The organism is Ideonella sp. (assembly GCF_044358605.1).
GTDB lineage: Bacteria > Pseudomonadota > Gammaproteobacteria > Burkholderiales > Burkholderiaceae_C > Ideonella.
Genome location: NZ_JBIKNQ010000046.1, coordinates 24398 through 43160 on the forward strand (window position 1 = coordinate 24398; position 18763 = coordinate 43160).

General features: G+C 61.0%; 15 protein-coding genes. 2 read left to right on the forward strand and 13 right to left on the reverse strand.

Annotation, left to right across the window (positions count from 1 at the left end):
* Positions 1–11: 11 nt before the first annotated feature.
* The 12 genes from glnT to ACIQ3Q_RS15870 form a co-directional block, all read right to left on the reverse strand.
* Complete coding sequence (gene glnT, locus ACIQ3Q_RS15815; RefSeq protein ID WP_396270131.1) at positions 12–1391, reverse strand: type III glutamate--ammonia ligase; 1380 nt, start codon at positions 1389–1391, stop codon at positions 12–14.
* Positions 1384–2874 (reverse strand): aldehyde dehydrogenase, encoded by a 1491-nt coding sequence (locus ACIQ3Q_RS15820; protein WP_396270132.1) that lies wholly within the window; start codon positions 2872–2874, stop codon positions 1384–1386. The genes glnT and ACIQ3Q_RS15820 overlap by 8 nt, the downstream gene beginning before the upstream one ends.
* A gap of 87 nt (positions 2875–2961) precedes the next feature.
* Positions 2962–4350 (reverse strand): DUF3138 family protein, encoded by a 1389-nt coding sequence (locus ACIQ3Q_RS15825; RefSeq protein ID WP_396270133.1) that lies wholly within the window; start codon positions 4348–4350, stop codon positions 2962–2964.
* 47 nt (positions 4351–4397) lie between these two features.
* Positions 4398–5243 (reverse strand): ABC transporter permease subunit, encoded by an 846-nt coding sequence (locus tag ACIQ3Q_RS15830; RefSeq protein ID WP_396270134.1) that lies wholly within the window; start codon positions 5241–5243, stop codon positions 4398–4400.
* Entirely contained in the window at positions 5243–6178 is a 936-nt protein-coding gene (locus tag ACIQ3Q_RS15835) for an ABC transporter permease subunit (RefSeq protein WP_396270135.1), read from the reverse strand. Before ACIQ3Q_RS15835 ends, ACIQ3Q_RS15830 begins: the two co-directional genes overlap by 1 nt.
* A gap of 12 nt (positions 6179–6190) precedes the next feature.
* Positions 6191–7297, reverse strand: a complete 1107-nt coding sequence (locus tag ACIQ3Q_RS15840; protein WP_396270136.1) for an ABC transporter ATP-binding protein — start codon at positions 7295–7297, stop codon at positions 6191–6193.
* 10 nt (positions 7298–7307) lie between these two features.
* Entirely contained in the window at positions 7308–8408 is a 1101-nt protein-coding gene (locus tag ACIQ3Q_RS15845) for a polyamine ABC transporter substrate-binding protein (protein WP_396270146.1), read from the reverse strand.
* A 165-nt stretch (positions 8409–8573) separates the two neighbouring features.
* Positions 8574–9986 carry an aspartate aminotransferase family protein gene (locus ACIQ3Q_RS15850; RefSeq protein WP_396270137.1) on the reverse strand — a complete coding sequence of 471 codons (1413 nt, stop codon included), beginning with the start codon at positions 9984–9986 and terminating at the stop codon, positions 8574–8576.
* A gap of 44 nt (positions 9987–10030) precedes the next feature.
* Positions 10031–11398, reverse strand: a complete 1368-nt coding sequence (locus ACIQ3Q_RS15855; RefSeq protein ID WP_396270138.1) for a glutamine synthetase family protein — start codon at positions 11396–11398, stop codon at positions 10031–10033.
* 115 nt (positions 11399–11513) lie between these two features.
* Positions 11514–12281, reverse strand: a complete 768-nt coding sequence (locus ACIQ3Q_RS15860; protein WP_396270139.1) for a gamma-glutamyl-gamma-aminobutyrate hydrolase family protein — start codon at positions 12279–12281, stop codon at positions 11514–11516.
* Positions 12282–12293: 12 nt separating this feature from the next.
* Positions 12294–13589 carry an NAD(P)/FAD-dependent oxidoreductase gene (locus ACIQ3Q_RS15865; RefSeq protein WP_396270140.1) on the reverse strand — a complete coding sequence of 432 codons (1296 nt, stop codon included), beginning with the start codon at positions 13587–13589 and terminating at the stop codon, positions 12294–12296.
* A gap of 60 nt (positions 13590–13649) precedes the next feature.
* Entirely contained in the window at positions 13650–14957 is a 1308-nt protein-coding gene (locus ACIQ3Q_RS15870) for an aspartate aminotransferase family protein (protein WP_396270141.1), read from the reverse strand.
* Between the two features lie 169 nt (positions 14958–15126).
* Here ACIQ3Q_RS15870 and ACIQ3Q_RS15875 point away from each other — a divergent pair, with 169 nt between their 5' ends.
* Positions 15127–15606: an Lrp/AsnC family transcriptional regulator gene (locus ACIQ3Q_RS15875; RefSeq protein ID WP_396270142.1), complete on the forward strand. Its 480-nt coding sequence runs from the start codon at positions 15127–15129 to the stop codon at positions 15604–15606.
* Positions 15607–15622: 16 nt separating this feature from the next.
* On the opposite strand, the gene speB is transcribed toward ACIQ3Q_RS15875, so the two are convergent.
* Positions 15623–16561: an agmatinase gene (speB, locus tag ACIQ3Q_RS15880; RefSeq protein ID WP_396270143.1), complete on the reverse strand. Its 939-nt coding sequence runs from the start codon at positions 16559–16561 to the stop codon at positions 15623–15625.
* Between the two features lie 100 nt (positions 16562–16661).
* Between speB and ACIQ3Q_RS15885 the strand changes: the two genes are divergently transcribed.
* On the forward strand, positions 16662–18551 hold the full coding sequence (locus ACIQ3Q_RS15885; RefSeq protein ID WP_396270147.1) for a PhoX family protein: 1890 nt from the start codon (positions 16662–16664) through the stop codon (positions 18549–18551).
* Positions 18552–18763: the final 212 nt, after the last annotated feature.

Below are 18763 nucleotides of genomic sequence, written 5' to 3' on the forward strand. Positions count from 1 at the left end.
TTCGGCGTCGATCAGAACGTAGCCGCATAGCGCTGCAACTCCCAGGCGCTGATGTGTCGGGCATAGCTCAGCCATTCGGCGCGCTTGAGGCGGGGCAACTCTTGGCTCAGGGTGTCCCCTAGGGCGGCGAGGATGACTGGGTCGGCTTCCAAGGCGCTGATGGATTCGTCCAGAGACTGAGGCAACACCTCAATGGCTCGCAGGGCGATCTCAGACAGGCTCAGGTTGAACAGGTCATCGGTGCAGGCTGGGCCAGGGTCAAGTTGTCGGTTTATGCCGTCCAAACCCGCGGCGATCAGCGCTGCAGTGGCCAAGTAGGGGTTGGCTGATGCATCAGGCAAGCGCCATTCAAAGCGGCCGGGCAAGGTGCGCACCACCGCTGTGCGGTTGTTAGGCCCGTGGGCCACATAGGCGGGCGCCCAGGTCGTGCCCGACAAGGACTCTCCCACCACCAAGCGCTTATAGCTGTTGACCGTGGGCGCTGCCAGCGCGCACAAGGCGGCTGAATGGGCCATCACGCCAGCAATGAACTGTCGACCCAGCGTAGAGAGATGATGGCCCTTTTCCGCCTGGGGCTCTGTGGGCGCGAAAAGGCCTTGGCCTTGCGCATCCCACAGCGAGACATGAAAGTGCAATCCGCTGCCCGGTTGGTTCGCAAAGGGCTTGGGCATCATCGAGAACACGGCCCCGTGGCGCTCTGCCACCGCGTGGGCGGCCTGCTTGAAGCACATCAGCTTGTCGGCGCTGGCCAAGCATTCGTCATAGGTGAAGTTCACCTCGTACTGGCCGTGGGCATCCTCATGGTCGAGCTGAAACACATCCAGCCCCATCGCGCTCAAGGCCTGATGCAAGTCATGCAGCAGCGGAGCTTGGCGCGGCAGAGACTTCAGGTCATAAGAGGGCTTGTCGAGCCGATCTGCGTCATCAAAGGGCAGCCACTGGCCGTCCTTTTGCTTGAGCAAGAAAAACTCGGGCTCAATGCCTGTCTTGAGGGTCCAGCCCCGCTCGGCCAAACGGGCCGTGGCTCGGCGCAAGACTTGGCGCGGGCAAGCCTCAAAGGGTTGACCATCCACATAGCCGTTGCCCGTGGCCAGGGCATAGCCCGGCTGCCAGGGCATGGGCCGAATCGCGTCCAAGCTGATGGGCCGAGCGTAGTACTCCGCACGCGCGCCAATGCGCGGTAAGGCCGTGCCCCAAATGGAGGGCCCGGCAAAACCGGCACCGGTGCGCACCAACTCCCCCAGATAGCTCAAGGGCACATACTTGCCTTTGGCCACGCCATGCACGTCGGTGAACTGCACCAGCAGGGTGTGCACGCCCTGCTGTTCGAGCCGAACCTGGGTGCTGGCGATCTCGGCGGCGCTGGGGCTGAAGTCGGTGGGCTCAGTCAAGGCGGATCCAAGTGGTCTTGAGTTCGGTGTACTTGTCAAAGGCATGCAGCGACTTATCTCGCCCGTTACCGCTTTGCTTGTAGCCACCAAACGGCACGGTGATGTCGTCTTCATCGTATTGATTGACGTGTACCGTGCCGGCGCGCAGCGCGCGTGCCACGCGATGGGCGCGGTTGAGCCCGTCGCTCCAAACGCTGGCTTGCAGGCCGTAGCTGGAGTTGTTGGCCAGAGCAATGGCCTCTTCTTCCGTCTTGAAGGTCAGGATGCTCATGACCGGGCCGAAAATCTCCTCGCGGGCGATCTTCATGCCGTTGCTGACCCCGGCAAACACGGTGGGCTCCACATAGAAGCCACCGGTTTGAGCCAGAGCTTGCTGGCCGCCGGCGACACAACGCGCTCCTTCTGCATTCCCTGCATCGATATAGCCCAAGACCGTGCGCATCTGAGTCTCGTCCACCAAGGCGCCCAGCACCGTGCCAGTGTCCAGCGGATTGCCTGGGGCGTAGCCTGGGGCTTCGGCCGCCACCAGGGCGGTAAAGGCCTCAGCCACACGCTCATGCACCAAGACGCGGGAAGGCGCGTTGCAGCTCTCGCCTTGGTTGAAGAACATGCTGCCGGCCACGGTCTTGGCGGTGCGTTCCAGGTCCTTGAAGTCGTCGAAGACCAAGAAGGCAGACTTGCCGCCCAACTCGTTGTAGACGCGTTTCAGGTTCGAGCGGCCCGAGTAGTCCAACATGCGCCGCCCGACGCGGGTGGAGCCGGTAAAGCCAATGGCATCGACATCCATGTGCAGGGCCAAGGCCTCGCCCGCCTCATGGCCGAAGCCGGGCACCACATTGAAGACACCGGGCGGAATGCCCGCTTCAACCGCCAGCTCTGCCAAGCGGCAGGCCGTGTATGGGCTTTTTTCGCTGGGCTTGAGCACCACCGAGTTGCCGGCGGCCAGGGCAGGCCCCAACTTCCAGGCAGCCATGATCATGGGGTAGTTCCAGGGCACGATGGCACCAATCACGCCCATGGCTTCGCGGGTGATCAGGGCCAAGGCCGAGTCTGGGGTGGGCGCGATTTCATCGTAGATTTTGTCCACCGCTTCGGCATACCAGGCGATGCAGCGGGCGGTGGAGGGCACATCCACCGACAGCGAATACTGGATGGGCTTGCCCATGTCCAGGGTTTCCAGCAGTGCCAGCTCTTCTTTGGCGCCGAGGATCTTGTCGGCAAAGCGCTGCAAGATCTTTTTGCGCACGGCGGGCGCCTTACCGGCCCAGCGCCGGTCGTCAAAGGCAGCGCGTGCGGCACGCACCGCAGCATCCACATCCGCCGCTTGGCCGCGGGCCACGGCGCCGAGGAGACGGTTGTCGATGGGAGAGCGCTTCTCAAAGGTTTGGCCATCCACGGCCGAAACGCGCTGGCCGTCGATCACCGCACGGCCATCCGGACGCAGGTCGGCGGCACGCGCCGCCCAGGAGTTGCTCTGGGGCATAGACACCTCTTCATGAAGACAAAAAAATGGCCGCGACGGAACTGCGCGGCCATCGGTGGAGGCGGCAGCCCTCAGGCTGCCGAACCATCAGAACGCGACAACGACGGAGGCACCCAGCAGGTGATTGGTCTTGCTGTAGCTGCCGTCTTTGACGTTCTCAAACACGGCTTGGTTGGCGCGGTCCAAGCGGTACTCCAGCTTCAGCGTGGTGCTGGCGTCGAACAGATAGGACAGGCCCATGCTCAATGCCATGCGATTGGCGCCTTTGCTGCTGTCTGCCTGAACCCAGTTGCCGTCTTCATCGCGAGACCAACCAGGGCCGATACCGTTGCGCCCGTCAGACGAGGTAAAGCCCAGCAAGCCGCCGCCGTTCTTGGCGTTGTTCAGGTAATCAAGCCGTGCAATGCCCTCAAAGCGAGGGGTGAACTTGTAGGCGGCCAGGCCAGACAGACCCCACCATTGCGAGTCTTGCAGGCCGCCGTCAGCATTAGTTGAAATGGCGGCTTTCTTCTGGCGGCCAAAGCTGGCTTGGCCTTGAACCGTCCAGTCGCCACGGATGAAGTAGCCGTCGATCTCGAACAGGTCAACGCGGCTTTCGCCTTGCGGCACGACGGCGTCATCGGCATCCAAGACGTTCTCTGTGAAATTGGCCGCGTTGCCATGGACGCCAGCGAAACCAAAGCCGTTGAACTCACCCTTGGAGTAGTCCACACGGTAGGCCAACATGGGCTGGCGTGTGCCGGCATCCTTCTTGGTCTTGTTCATATTGCCAAGCATGAACTTGGTGATCCACTTGCCACGGGTCACATCCATGCCGACACCGGTGTAGGCCGTGGGCAAGGTGAAGTCGAACAACAGGTTGTGAGTGATCAGTTTGTTCTGCGTGGCGGGCAGAAACTCGTAGCCAGACCAATCCGGCAACTGGCCTGCAATCAGACGGGTCTGCAGGTCGGTGAGGGGAATGGAGACACTGGCCTCTTGCACGATGGAGTCGCCATCAAACACAGAGCCGACACCACGGTTGGGCGACAAGGTCAGGCGCCACTTCACACCAGAATCGGTTTCCTTTTGGAAATCGATGACAGCGGACCCGAAGTACGAGTTGTCGTAGTTATAGCCGTCGTCTCCCACCTTGTTCAGGAACTGAGCGCCAAAGCGGTTCTGGGCCTTGTTGTAGATGAAGGCCGGGTCCATGTAACCGCTGACCTTCAGGTTCTTGAAGCCCAGCATTTCGCGCGAGTCTTCAAGGGCCTCGGTCTTGTTGGCAATGCGGTTGAACTCTGCCGCTTGCTCAGGCGTCATGCCCCATTGCGGCTTGGGCGCTTCAGCAGGCGCTGCTTGCAGCTTCTTCTCCAGGTCATTGACGCGCGCCTTGAGCGCCTGCAGCTCCTTGAGCAAAGCCTCGTTGGACTGCGCTACGGCGGGGAAAGCGGCTGCCAGGGCCACGGTCAAGAGGGTGGGACTCAATAGCTTCATTGTCATGTCCTTCAGTGGCTAGAAAAAGTGAATATAAGGAGTGTCGGTCAGTTGCGGTAGGCCGCAGCCATCTCTTGCTGGCGTCGTCGCTCGGCCCGGGCGATCATGTAGCTCGCGACGATCACGCCAATGGAGACCGTCAGCACAATCAGCGTCGCCACCGCGTTCACGCTGGGGTTCAGCCCTAGGCGCGCTCGGGAGAAGATCACCAAGGGCATGGTGGTGGAACCGGGGCCAGACAGGAATGCCGAGAGCACCACGTCATCCAGCGACAAGGTGAAGGTCAGCAGCCAAGCCGACATCATGGCCTGAGCAATCATGGGCAAGGTCACCAGCATGAACACCTGGTGCGGCTTGGCGCCTAAGTCCATGGCGGCCTCTTCAAGCTGAGGGTTCAGCTCTTGCAGCCGGGCTTGCACCACCACGGTGGCATAGGCCATGCCCAGCAAGAGGTGACCCATCCAGATTGTCAACACGCCACGTTCGGGGAAGCCCAGGGCGCGCTGGATGGACACCAGCATCAGGAGCAGCGACAAGCCGACCACGACTTCAGGCATCACCAGGGGCGCGCTCACCATGCCCGAAAAAGCGGTACGGCCGGTGAAACGCTTGTACTTGACCAGCACAAACGCGGCGAAGGTGCCCAACACCACCGACCCGCAGGCGGTGAAGAAGGCAATCTTCAGGGACAGCCAAAGCCCATTTTGCATTTCAGTGTCATGCAAGAGCGCGGCATACCACTTCAGAGTGAAGCCTCGCCACTCATTGGGCAGGGGAGAATCGTTGAAGGAGTAGACGATCAGCGCAATGATGGGCAGGTACAAAAAGGCATAGCCTGCTGCCAGCCAGCCCTTGCCGAAATTGCGATTGAAAGCAGGAGAGAGGCGCAACATCAGCGGGACTCCTGGGCTTCCGCCTGGTATTTGTTGAACAGGGCCAGCGGCACAATGATGAGGAGCACCATCACCACCGCAAGACTGGAGGCCATAGGCCAGTCATTGTTGGAGAAGAATTCATCCCACACCACGCGGCCGATCATCAAGGTCTCTGGGCCACCCAAGAGTTCAGGAATCACGAATTCGCCGACGCAGGGAATGAACACCAACATGGAGCCCGCGATGATGCCGGCCTTGGACAGCGGTACGGTGATCTTCCAGAAGGCCGTCCAAGGTGTGGCGCCTAAGTCAGCAGCGGCCTCCAGCAAGCGCAAGTCCATCTTGGCCAAGTTGGAGTACAGCGGCAGGATCATGAAGGGCAGGTAGGTATAGGTCATGCCCAGCACCAACGAGAAGGGCGTGTGCATCAGCTTGCCCGGCGCAGGAATGGCGCCCATGGCATAGAGCAATTGATCCAATCCCAATGTGGTGATGAACTCAGCCGCCCACCCGCCTTCGGACAGTAAGCCTTTCCACGCGTAGACACGCAGCAAGAAAGAGGTCCAAAAGGGCAGCATGACGAGCATCAGCAGCGCAGGCTGTACAGATGGCTTGGCTCGGGCCATGAAGTAGGAAAAGGGGTAGCCAATCGCCAGGCACAGCACAGTCGTTGCCGCAGCGTACTTGAGACTGGCTATGTAGGTCTTGATGTAGAGATCATCTTGAGTGATGAAGACATAGTTGCCCAGCTTCAAGGTCAGTGCCAGCAGGCCATCTTTGTAGGTGATCAGGTCCTTGAAGACCACCGTCTCCATTTCAGAAACGCTGATCTTGGCCAGGATCAAAAACGGCAACAAGAAGAACAGCAGCAGCCACCCGTAGGGCACAGCAATCACGGCTGTGCGACCAGGGTTGCGCAGCAGGCGCTGCAAGAACTGGGGCATGAGGTGCATGGGGTCTCCGCCTTAGCTGGTCAACACCACATGGGCGGCATCGGACCAATGGGCCCAGACTTGATCCCCCCAAGTCAGGGCATCGGACTGGTGGCGCTCTGTATTGGCCATGCTGACCTTCAGCATCTGGCCGCTGGCGAGCTTGACGTGGAAGACCGTGAAGCTGCCGAAATAGGACATTTCTTCAATCGTGCCGGGCGCCGCGTTGTACTCGCTCTCTGGCTTGTCACGCGTCACGGCAATCTTTTCAGGGCGCAGAGCGACTGTGACCGGCATGCCTTGCGTGCCGGTAATGCCGTGCCCCACATAGTGCTTGCAGTCCGCGCAGTCAATGATGACGTGGTCGGGCTCGTCCACCGAGACGCTGCCATCCATCAAATTGACGTTACCGATGAAGTCCGCCACAAAGCGGGTTTGTGGGGTTTCGTAGATGTCGGAGGGCGAGCCCACTTGCAAGAAGCGGCCTTCGCTCATGATGGCGATGCGAGAAGCCATGGTCATGGCTTCTTCTTGGTCGTGCGTCACCATCACGCAGGTCACGCCGACTTGCTCAATGATGTTAACCAGCTCGATCTGCGTCTGTTCACGCAGTTTCTTATCCAGCGCCCCCAGTGGCTCGTCCAGCAGCAGCATCTGCGGCTGCTTGGCCAAGCTGCGGGCCAGGGCGACCCGCTGTTGCTGCCCGCCAGAGAGTTGATGGGGCTTGCGCTTGGCAAACTTACCCAGTTGCACCAGCTTGAGCATGGCTTCCACCCGCAAAGCCACTTCGTCGCGGCCCAGGCCGTCGCGCTGCAAGCCAAAGGCAATGTTCTCCCACACCGTCAGGTGCGGGAACAGCGCGTAGGACTGGAACATCATGTTCAAGGGCCGCTCGTAGGGCGGCAGGCCCGCCAAGTCTTGACCGTTGAGGATGATGCGGCCGGAGGTCGGCGTCTCGAAGCCCGCCAGCATGCGCAACAGCGTGGTCTTGCCGCAACCGGACGAGCCCAGGAGCGCGAAGATCTCGCCCTTGGCAATGTCCAGGTTGACGTTGTTGACGGCTTTGTAGCCGCCGAAGTCCTTCACCACATCGACGATGCGGAGAAAAGCGCTGTCAGCAGTGCTGGCGGTGGGGCTCATAAGTGGTTTCTCACAGACCTGTCTTGAACGAGGTATAGGTGCGCGTCATCAGGCGGCGCAGGTCGTTGTTCAACGAGTCTGGCGGCACCATCTTTTTCATGTCTGCGTCGCTCAAGAACACGGTGGGGTTGTTGGCCACTTCAGGCTTGATGAACTTCTTGGAATCCTTCACCGGGTTGGCGTAGAAAACCTTGTTGGTCAGGGCCGCGTGGTTCTCAGGCTTCAGGATGAAGTTGATGAACTTGTGGGCATTGCCAGGGCGTGGAGCATCCGCAGGGATGACCATCACGTCAAAGAACAGCAGCCCCCCGCTCTTGGGGATCAGGGCTTCGATCTTCTGGCCCGTCTTGCCGTCAATGGCACGCTGACGCGCGATGTTGATGTCGCCGGACCAGCCCAAGGCCAGGCAGATGGAGCCGTTGGCCATGTCATTGATATAGCCTGACGAGCTGAACAGGGTCACGCTGGGGCGCACCGATTTGAGAAGTGCTGAAGCGGCGTTGTAGTCGGCAGCATTCTTGCTGAAGGACGGCTTGCCCAAGTAGTGCAGGGCGGCCGGAATGACCTCGGTCGCAGAATCCAAGAAGGACACCCCACAGGACTTCATCTTCGAGATGTACTCGGGCTTGAACACCAAGTCCCAGGCGTTGTCCGGCATGGGCAAATTGCCCAAAGCGGCTTTGACCTTATCCACGTTAATGCCCACGGTGGTGAAACCCCAAAGCCAGTTGACCATGTAGTCATTGGTGGGGTCCAAGCGAGCCAGTTGAGCTTGAATGGCTGGGTCTAAGTTCTTTAGATTCGGGATCTGCGACTTGTCGAGCTTGCGAAGCAAGCCGCCGTCCATCTGCAGCTTGGCCCAGTTGGAGGACGGCAGCACGATGTCATAGCCGGTTTTGCCGGCCACCAACTTGGCGTGAACGATCTCGTTGTTGTCGAAGTTGTCGTAGCGAACCTTGATGCCGGTTTCTTTCTCGAAGTTCTTCAGGGTGTCTTCGGCGATGTAGTCCGACCAGTTGTAGATGTTGAGGACTTTTTCTTCCTCTTGGGCCTGGGCGGCGGCGCCCACAAAGCCCAATGCCGCTACGGCCAAGGACAGGATGGAACGCATAGGACTTGCTTTCATGCTCATGAAACCTCCAGAAAACACGGATGGAGAAAAGGGGTTGGAAGAGAAATCACTCAACGCCAGAGTCTAGGGGGTGGACGACGTCATCTGCATCGGGAGAAGCCATCACAGTATGCAAACCTTGTGCCCGCTCCCCTGCCAAAGCGCTCACAGCCAGCCGTTTTTGTGGGCGTCGGCCAAGGTGAGGTCGAGGCAGCGACGGATCAGGACCATCATCTCGTCGATCTGCGCACGGGTGATCACCAGCGGCGGCGCAATGATCATGCGGTCGCCCACGGCCCGCATGATCAAGCCGTTGCCAAAGCAATGGCCGCGGCAGACCATGCCCAACTCCAAATTGGATGGAAAGGCTTGGTGCTTGGCCTTGTCTTTGACCAGGAGCACAGCGCCCATCAAGCCGCAGGTTTGGGTCTCGCCCACCAAGGGGTGGTCATTGAGGCTGGCAAACTGCTCTGCCAAATACGGGCCAACGTCCTCACGCACATGCTCAACCAGCTTTTGCTGTTGGATCAAACGGATGTTGGCCAAGGCCACGGCGCAGGCGACAGGATGACCGGAGTAGGTGAAGCCATGGTTGAAATCGCCACCTTGCTCAATGAGCACCTTGGCCATACGCTCGCCGACCATCACCCCGCCCAGGGGGATGTAGCCTGAGGTCACACCCTTGGCAATGGTCATCAAGTCGGGCTTGGTGCCCATGGTCTCGCAGCCAAACCAATTGCCAGTGCGGCCAAAGCCGCAGATGACTTCGTCAGACACCAGCAAGATGCCGTACTTGTCGCAGATGCGTTGGATCTCAGGCCAGTATGTCTCTGGCGGCACGATGACGCCGCCAGCGCCCTGGACCGGCTCGCCAATGAAGGCGGCTACCTTCTCGGGGCCGACGGACAAGATGCGCTCTTCGAGCCAAGACGCCGCCACCTTGCCGAACTCGTCGCGGCTCATGCCGGCGCCGTTTTCCCACCAATAGGGTTGGTCGATGTGGGTGATGTTGGGAATGGGCAGGCCGCCTTGCGCATGCATGCCGCTCATGCCCCCCAGCGAGGCGCCCGCCATGGTCGAGCCGTGATAGCCGTTGTTGCGGCTGATGATGACTTGACGATCGGGCTGGCCCAAGATGTCCCAGTAGCGGCGCACCATGCGCACTACGGTGTCATTGCCCTCTGAGCCAGAGCCTGTGAAGAACACATGCTTGAACTGGGGCGGTGTGACTTTGGAGAGCAACTCCGCCAGTTCAATGGCTGGCGGTGTCGACGTCTGGAAGAAGGCGTTGTAGAAGGGCAGCTCCTTCATTTGGCGCGTCGCGGCATCCACCAAGCTGGTCTGGCCATAGCCGACGTTGACGCACCACAGGCCGCTCATGGCGTCCAAGATCTTGTGGCCGTCGCTGTCCCACAAATAGATGTTGTCGGCTTTGGTGATGATGCGCGACCCCTTCTTGGCCAATCCCGCAAAATCGGTGAAGGGGTGCAAGAAGTGGTCGGCGTCGGCTTGCTGCCATTCACGCGTTGTGCGCTGGCTGGCCACGGCCGGTGCTTGGAGAACGATGTTGTTGTGCATGGTGTATCTGTCCTGTACTTGGTCCTGAAGGCTCGCCGTCTTTCTCAGACGTGCAGCAAAAGGTGTTCGCGCTCCCAGGGCGAAATCACCTTCATGAACTCGGCGTATTCGATTTCCTTGACTTCGGTGTAGACGGTGACGAAGTCTTCGCCGAGCACGGCGGCCAAGTCCTTTTCATCGCGCAGCAACTGCAGCGCTTCTCCCAGGCTGCGGGGCAGTTGATACTCGCCCAGGTAGGCGTCGCCCTTGCACTCGGGTGAGGGTTGAATCTTGTTCTTGATGCCCAGATAGCCGCAGGCCAGCGTGGCGGCCAAGGCCACATAGGGGTTGGCATCAGCGCCGATCACACGGTTCTCAATGCGACGCGCTGCAGGCGAAGCCACCGGTGAGCGAATGCCCACGGTGCGGTTGTCGGTGCCCCACTGAATGTTGATCGGGGCGGCCGTGTGGCGCGAGAGGCGGCGGTAGCTGTTCACATAGGGCGCGAACAGGGCCATCGCAGCCGGGATGTATTTTTGCAAACCGCCGATGTACCAATAAAACTCATCGCTGGCGGTTCCGTCCGGCTTGCTGAAGATGTTCTTGCCCGTCAGCTTGCTGACCACGCTTTGGTGGATGTGCATGGCGCTGCCGGGCTCACCGGCGATGGGCTTGGCCATGAACGTGGCGTACATGTCATGGCGCAAGGCGGCCTCGCGCACCGTGCGCTTGAAGAAGAAGACTTCATCGGCCAGGCCCAATGGGTGGGCATGGAAGAAGTTGATCTCCATCTGGCCTGCCCCGATTTCATGAATCAGGGTGTCGACGTTCAACTCCATCTTGTTGCAGTAGTCGTAGACATCTTCGAACAGCGGGTCGAACTCATTGACCGCGTCGATCGAATAGGCCTGACGCGAAGTTTCAGCCCGGCCGCTGCGGCCAATCGGCGGCTTGAGCGGCATGTCAGGGTCTGTGTTGCGGGCCACCAGATAAAACTCCAGCTCAGGCGCCACCACAGGGTCCCAGCCTTCGGCCTCGTAGAGATCGCAGACGCGGCGCAGCACCGAACGTGGTGCAAAGCTCACCAGCTTGCCATTGCGGTCGTAGCAGTCGTGAATGACCTGTGCGGTCGGGTCCGTGGCCCAGGGCACGAGGCGCACCGAAGCCGGGTCAGGCACCAGATGCATGTCGTGGTCGGTCGGGCTGATGACGTCGTAGTACGGGCCTTCTTCAGGGAACTCTCCCGTCACACCCATGGCCACCACGGCTTCGGGCAAACGCATGCCGCGGTCTTCGGTGAATTTTTCGCGCGGCAAAATTTTGCCGCGAGCCACGCCCGTCAAGTCGGGGACAAGGCACTCAATCTCTGTGACGCGATGTTGGTCGAGCCACTGCTCTAGTTCGGGAAACGTGAAATCTGCTTTGCTGGCCATAGTGGCACCTGTTTGCTGTTCAGTGCGCGTGGATTGCCGCTGCGTGTGCAGCGCCGGGCCACGCGAGCCCCGGGGGAGGTGAGGGCCTCGGTGAAGAGGCGAGGGGACATCTCACCTACGGATATGCGCCACGGTGTCCTTCGCGCCAGCGGCGGCAAGCCTGGCCAAAGGCCGTCAACATGGCTACGGACTGGGGGTTCTGGGCGGCCTGCCACTCGGGGTGCCACTGCAGGCACAGCGTGAAGCCCGCGCTGCCCTCGACAGAAAACGCTTCGATGACACCATCTGGCGCCCGCGCTTCAACGCGCAAGCCGGGTGCCAATTGCTTAACGGCCTGGCCGTGAACGGAATTGACGGTGAAGGGCGCGTCGCCCACGATCTGCGCCAAGACGCCGCCGGGCTCTACGGCCACGCTGTGCGAAGGCCCGTACTGCACGGCCGCCGGCGCACCGTCTGGGGCGCGGTGGTCGGCATGCCCTTCATGCTCATGGACCGCTTGGTAGAGCGAGCCGCCGAGGGCGACGTTGGTCTCTTGCGTCCCGCGGCAGATGGTCAACAAGGGCAGGCCACGCGCCACCGCTTCGCGAATCAGCGGCAGGGTCCAGGCGTCGCGCTGCGGGTCCAAGGGCAGGGTGGTGTCGTGGACGTCTTCGCCAAAGTGGCTGGGGTGGACGTTGGAGGGCGAGCCGGTCAAAAACACGCCATCGGCCATCTGGAGCCACTGCTCCAACTCGTGCTCTTCGGCCCACGGGACGACCACGGGCAAAGCGCCTGCTAGGCGCACCGCGTCGAGGTACTTCTTGCCCACGATTTGGAAAGGGTGCTCGCCCAGCTGCCGACTGCAGGCGGGGACCAAGACGATAGGTTTTGAGGGTGTGCTCATGGTGAAAAGGCCTTAACCCAAGATGTCCCGCAGGCGGTACCAAGCCATGCCCAGCACCAGGGCCGGCGTGCGCAGCCAACGGCCCCCCGGGAAGGGATGATGTTTGAGGCGGGCAAAGATGTCGAAGCGACTGGCATCGCCATGCATGGCCTCGGCCACCAGACGACCAGCCAGCCCAGTCAGGGCCAAGCCATGTCCGGAGAAGCCCTGCAGGTAGTACACGTTGTCGGCCAAGCGCCCGAAATCCGGCGCGCGGTTCATGGTGATGTCGACGAAACCACCCCACGCAAACTCAGCCTTCACCCCTTGCAATTGCGGAAAGGTGTGGGCCATGCGCTGACGCATGTTCTCCGACAGATTGGGCGGTGTGACCGTGCTGTAGCTGACCCGCCCGCCATAGAGCATGCGGTGATCGTTGGTGGTGCGGAAGTAGTCCAGCACAAAGTTGGTGTCGCAGACCGCCGAGCGGCTGGGGATCAAGCTGTTGGCCAGCGCCTCTGGCAAGGGCTCTGAGCACACGATATAGGTGCCCACCGGCATGATGCGTGCCTCGAGGTGGCTGGAGATGCCCTGCAAGTAGACATTGCCCGCCAAGAGCACCTGTTTGGCGCGCACCTCGCCCTTCGCCGTGCTGACCCTTGCCATAGGCCCCATCTGCAGGCTGGTCACGGCGGAATGCTCAAAGATGCGCAAGCCAGCCTGGGCCGCAGCGCGCGCCAAGCCTAAAGCGTACTTCAGCGGATGCAGGTGGCCGGAGTGTGGGTCATGCAGGCCGCTGTGATAGCGCGGGCTGGCGATCCAAGACGACAGCTCTTGCGGGCCGATGCGGGTGAACTCTGCACCGTAGACCTCGGCCATGCGGTCAGCCCAGCGGGCGAGATCCGCCCCTTTGCGCGCCGTGGTGGCCAAGCCAAGGTAGCCGTCGCGCCAGTCGCAGTCAATGTGGTGCTCGGACATTCGCTCGCGCAGCAAGGCCAGGGCCTCCAGCGTCATCTGCCAGACTTTGCGGGCATCGTCCAAGCCCAGTTGCGACTCGATCTCGGACTGGTCGCAAGCCAGGCCATGAATGGCCTGCCCGCCGTTGCGCCCGCTCGCACCCCAACCGACTTCACGCGCTTCCAAGAGCACCACCGAGTGGCCTTTGCGGGCCAGATCGAGTGCCGCAGACAGGCCTGCCAGACCACCGCCCACCACTGCGACATCGCATTCCTGTGCCCCTGCAAGAGGGCTGTAGGCCGCATCGCGCAAGGCGGTGGCGGCATAGTAGGAATGACGAGCAAGATCCTGATCGATGCTGAGGAAGCTCATACGGTAAGCGCTAGGCAGGCCCTTTGTCGTTGCGAATGCGGTTCAGAGGAAGAGCAAGGATCAGGCCACACGCTGCAAAGCTTGGCGCAGCGTGGCCACGATCTGGTCGATGTGCTCAGTTTGGATGATCAAGGGCGGGGACAGCGCAATCGTGTCGCCCGTGGTGCGGATCAGCAAGCCTTCCTTGAAGCAATCCAAGAATACGTCGTAGGCCCGCAGCGCCGGTGCGCCTGGGCGCGAGGCCATCTCGATGCCGCCCACCAAGCCGATGTTGCGGATGTCGATGACATGCGGGCAGTCGCGCAGCGTGTGCAGCTTTTCAGCGAAATAGGCTTCCAGGCTCGCCGCACGTGTCAGCAGCCCATCGTCTGCATAGGTTTCGAGCGTGGCCAAGCCGGCAGCGCAGGCCAGCGGGTGAGCCGAGTAGGTGTAGCCATGGGCGAACTCAATGAGGTGCTCAGGCCCGGCCATGAAGGTGTCGTAAATGCTTTGCTTGGCAATCACGGCTCCCATGGGTACAGCGCCGTTGGTCAAACCCTTGGCACAGGTGATGAGATCCGGCGTCACGCCGAAACGCTCGGCGCCAAAGGCCGTGCCGGTGCGGCCAAAACCAGTGATGACTTCGTCAAAAATCAGCAAGATGCCGTGGCGGTCACAGATCTCGCGCAGGCGCTGCAGATAGCCTTGAGGCGGAATCAGCACCCCCGTCGACCCCGCCACAGGCTCGACGATGACGGCCGCGATGGTGGAGGCGTCGTGCAAGCCGCACAGGCGCTCCAGGTCATCCGCCAACTCGGCACCGTGCGCGGGCTGGCCCTTGCTGAAGGCATTGCGCGCAGGGTCATGGGTGTGGCGAATGTGGTCCACGCCGCCCAGCATGGTGCCGAACATCTTGCGGTTGCCCACCATGCCGCCCACCGACATGCCACCAAAATTGACGCCGTGGTAGCCGCGTTCACGCCCAATCAAGCGGGTGCGGTGGCCTTCGCCACGGGCGCGGTGGTAGGCCAGCGCGATCTTCAAGGCGGTGTCTACCGACTCCGAACCTGAGTTGGTGAAAAAGACCTTGTTCAAGCCTTCAGGTGCCAGCTTGGCAACTGCCTCGGCCAACTCGAAGGCTTTGGGGTGCGCCATCTGGAAGGGGGGCGCAAAGTCCATCTCTGCCGCTTGTTCGGCGATGGCTTGCACAATCTTGGGGCGGGCATGCCCCGCATTCACGCACCACAAGCCGGCTACGCCGTCTAAGACTTGGCGACCCTCTGGCGTCCAGTAGTGCATGCCCTCGGCCTTGGCCAACATGCGCGGCTGCTTTTTGAACTGGCGGTTGGCCGTGAAGGGCATCCAGTAAGCGTCAAGCGAAGCGGTCATCGGGCGTTCTCATCCGTCTTTATGGCGCGTCCTTGAGAGCAAGGCTCGCGGCCTGTGTGAATGGGTGTTAGTCTAGCCAAGGCCTCGCGCAATGTGCTTGCGCGATAGCCAGGGGTCAACCCGCGAAAACACAATAATATGCGAAGCATCATGAGACAATCGCAACATTATGCGCAGTAGCTCAAATTCCACGCAATTGGATGCGACCGATCGACTGATTTTGGGCGAGCTTCAATTGGACGGCAAGCTCTCCAATGTGGAGCTAGCCACCAGAGTACATCTATCGCCGTCCGCGTGTTTGCGGCGGGTTAAGCGGCTGGAAGAGGAGGGCGTCATTGCCCACTATGCGGCGCTCCTCAACCCAAAGGCGGTAGGCCAGCATGGCACCAGCTTCACCATCATTAATTTGGAGACCATGAGCACGGCGCTCTTGGAGGCCTTTGAGCAGGCCGTTCGCGATCAGCCGCAAATCTTGGACTGCTATTACGTGGCGGGCGCCAACGACTATCTCATCCGCTTCAGCTACCGAGATGCCGAAGACTTGGAGCGCTTTCACACCGAGGTGCTGATGCGGCTGCCCGGCGTTGAGCGCAGCAATTCCATGCTGGTGCTGCGCACCGTCAAGAAGACCACGGCCTTACCGCTGTGAGCGGCAGGCCGAGGCCTCAGCCGCGTGGGTGCAGCGCTTCGCGCTTGACCTGTCCGCAAAGATAAGTCCACACCAGTTGGGCTGCCACCGAGCTGGTGAGCTCGGCATGGTCGTAAGGCGGGGCCACCTCCACGCAATCCATGCCCACAAACTTCAAGTCAGCCAGCTCTTCCAGGATGCTGAAGACTTGGTTGCTGCTCATCCCTGCGGGCTCTGGCGTGCCGGTTCCCGGCGCAAACGCCGGGTCCAGACAATCGATGTCCAGACTGAGGTAGAGCGGCGGATGGCCAAACTCCGCCAGGCGATGACGGACGCGCTGCAGCAGGGGGGCGAGTTGGGTTGGGCTTTCTAGGCCACGCAGGTCACGGGCTGTGAAGATCTGCCCGCCTTGGTCTTTGACGTACTCGCGGGCTTCACGCTCCCCGGCAGAGCGAATGCCAAACTGCGTGAAGCACTCCTTAACGACCAGGCCTTCTTGAATAGCCTCGTAGACCCAGGTGCCGTGGCCACTGGGCTCTCCAAAATGGTCTTCCCAGGTGTCGCAATGCGCGTCGAAGTGGATGACCGCCAAAGGTTGGCCGAGGTGCGCCTTATAGGCGCGAAGCAGGGGCAAGGTGATGGAGTGGTCCCCGCCCAGCCAGGCCATGTGATGCTGCGCGATCAGCGTTTGGACCTGCGGCATCATCGCCGCGCGCATGGCTTCCAGGCTGGTGTTGGGGAGCGCCAAATCTCCGGCGTCACACAGGTGCCCGTCGAGCACCACATCAAAGTGCGGGTGGGTACCGTCGCACAACATGTGGCTGGCTTCGCGGATAGCGCGAGGGCCCATGCGTGCGCCGGGCCGGTTGGTCACGCAGCCGTCCCAGGCCACACCCGCCACTGCAAAGGCGTGCTGAGTATCTGCATGAGGGCTGCGCAGAAAAGTGCTTTGAGACAGAAAGGCAAAGTTGGACATGGGCTGAGCACTGAGGACGAAGGTTTACATCCTAGACTATCAGCGTGCAGGATGGATCTGCTTAACTTTCGGAGCTTCCGTGGCCAAAGACTTTTCTTCGATGGAAGACAGCAACCGGTCTTCTAACCCCAGTATTCATGAGATCAGCGAGCCTTCTCGGCGGATTGTTTTGCAAGGCAGCATGATGGTTGCGCTTGCGCCTGTCTTGGGAGCTTTGTCGGCCTGCGCAAGCACGAAGAGCCCACTGACAGCAGGACCTAGGCCGGGCTTCAGGAGCGTCGCGGCGAGCACGGCCGATGGGCTGTCCGTGGCGGAGGGATATAGCGCGGTGCCATCCTTCATGTGGGGTGAGCCAGTGGGCCTGTATGGCGACATGCCCGCCTTCAAGCCCGATGGCTCAAACACTGCCGCTGAGCAAGCCGCACAGATCGGCATGCACCATGACGGCATGCATTACTTTCCGCTCAGTGGCAGTCAGCGTGGCCTTCTGGTCATGAATCATGAGTACACCGATGATGGTCAGCTACACGCCGACGGCATGGCCACTTGGTCAGCTGAAAAGGTCAGGAAGAGCATGGCCGCACATGGCGTGAGCGTGCTCGAGATTGAAGATCGAGACGGTCGTTGGCAACTGGTGCGGCCCTCGCGCTTTGCGCGTCGAATCAGCGCGTCTACGCCCATGGCTCTTAGCGGCCCCGCTGCGGGCCATGCACTACTGCGAACGGCAGCCGATCCCCTAGGCAAGCGGGTGCTGGGCACACTGAACAATTGCGCCCACGGGCACACCCCATGGGGAACGTATTTGACTTGCGAAGAGAACTTCATTTACTACTTCAATGGCCCGGAGCAGCCCGATGCCCATGAGAATCGATGGGGCCTACGCCCGCGTGAACGGGGCATTCGGTGGCATGAGCACGAAGAGCGCTTTGACGCCGTAAGGCATCCCCATGAGCCGAACCGCTTCGGTTGGGTGGTGGAGATTGATCCTATGGACCCCACCATGACGCCGATCAAGCGCACGGCGCTGGGTCGTGCAGCGCACGAAGGCGCCTGGGTGACCCAAACCGCTGATGGTCGGGCGGTGGTCTACATGGGCGAAGACGCTCAGTTTGAATACCTCTATAAGTTCGTCAGCCGTGATCGCATCCAGCCGGGGGGCTTCAGCGCCAATCGCGATCTGCTTGATCATGGCGCGCTCTTCGTGGCCAGGTTCGATGCCGACGGTTCTGGTGAGTGGATCGAGCTACGCCATGGTTCCCAGGGGCTGAGCCAGGCCAATGGATTCGCGGATCAAGGCGAGGTGCTGATCAAATCTCGTCAAGCCAGCGACCTGCTGGGTGCGACCAAGATGGACCGGCCGGAGTGGGTCGCCATTCATCCGACCAATGGAGAGGTCTACTGCACGCTCACGAACAACACCAGGCGTGGCACAGCGGGCCATCCCGGGCCTGACGCAGCCAATCCGCGTGCCAACAACAACATGGGGCACATCATTCGCTGGAAAGAGGCGGGGGACTTCGATGCGAGGCGGTTCACTTGGAACCACTTCGTGCTGGCCGGTGACGACAGCGTGGCACGTGCCGAGGCCAAGGGCAACATCAAGGGCGATCTCTACGGAAGCCCAGACGGCCTGTGGTTTGACGCCAGAGGGCTGCTGTGGATACAGACCGATGCGTCTGCCTCCACCATGAACAAAGGTGAGTACACCAGGATGGGCAACAACATGATGCTGGCGGCGGACCCGGCCACCGGTGAGACGCGGCGCTTTTTGGTGGGGCCAGTGAACTGCGAGATCACCGGAGCGGTGTGCACACCGGACATGAAGACCATGTTTGTCAACATTCAGCATCCTGGTGAGAGTCCGGGCGAACGCAGCGATCCCGCAGACCCCAGCAGATTTTCCACTTGGCCCAGTGGCGTCAAAGGCGCACGGCCGCGCAGCGCGACGGTGGTGATCCGCAAGAAAGACGGCGGGATCATTGGCACCTGAGGTCCGGCATGGATCGCCAGGCACGAGGAAGACCTTCTAGGGCCTGGTGATCTTTGTCGGGTGCCTCGGGTGCCAAAGCAATTGCCGCAACAGTCACTCATCGATTTGACATAATATACATTGTCGCTAGTAGCCATAAAGGAGGCCATCAAGCGCAACCTATGAAGATCGACCTACGAACCATCGTCATAGCCCCGGCCGGGTTGCCAATC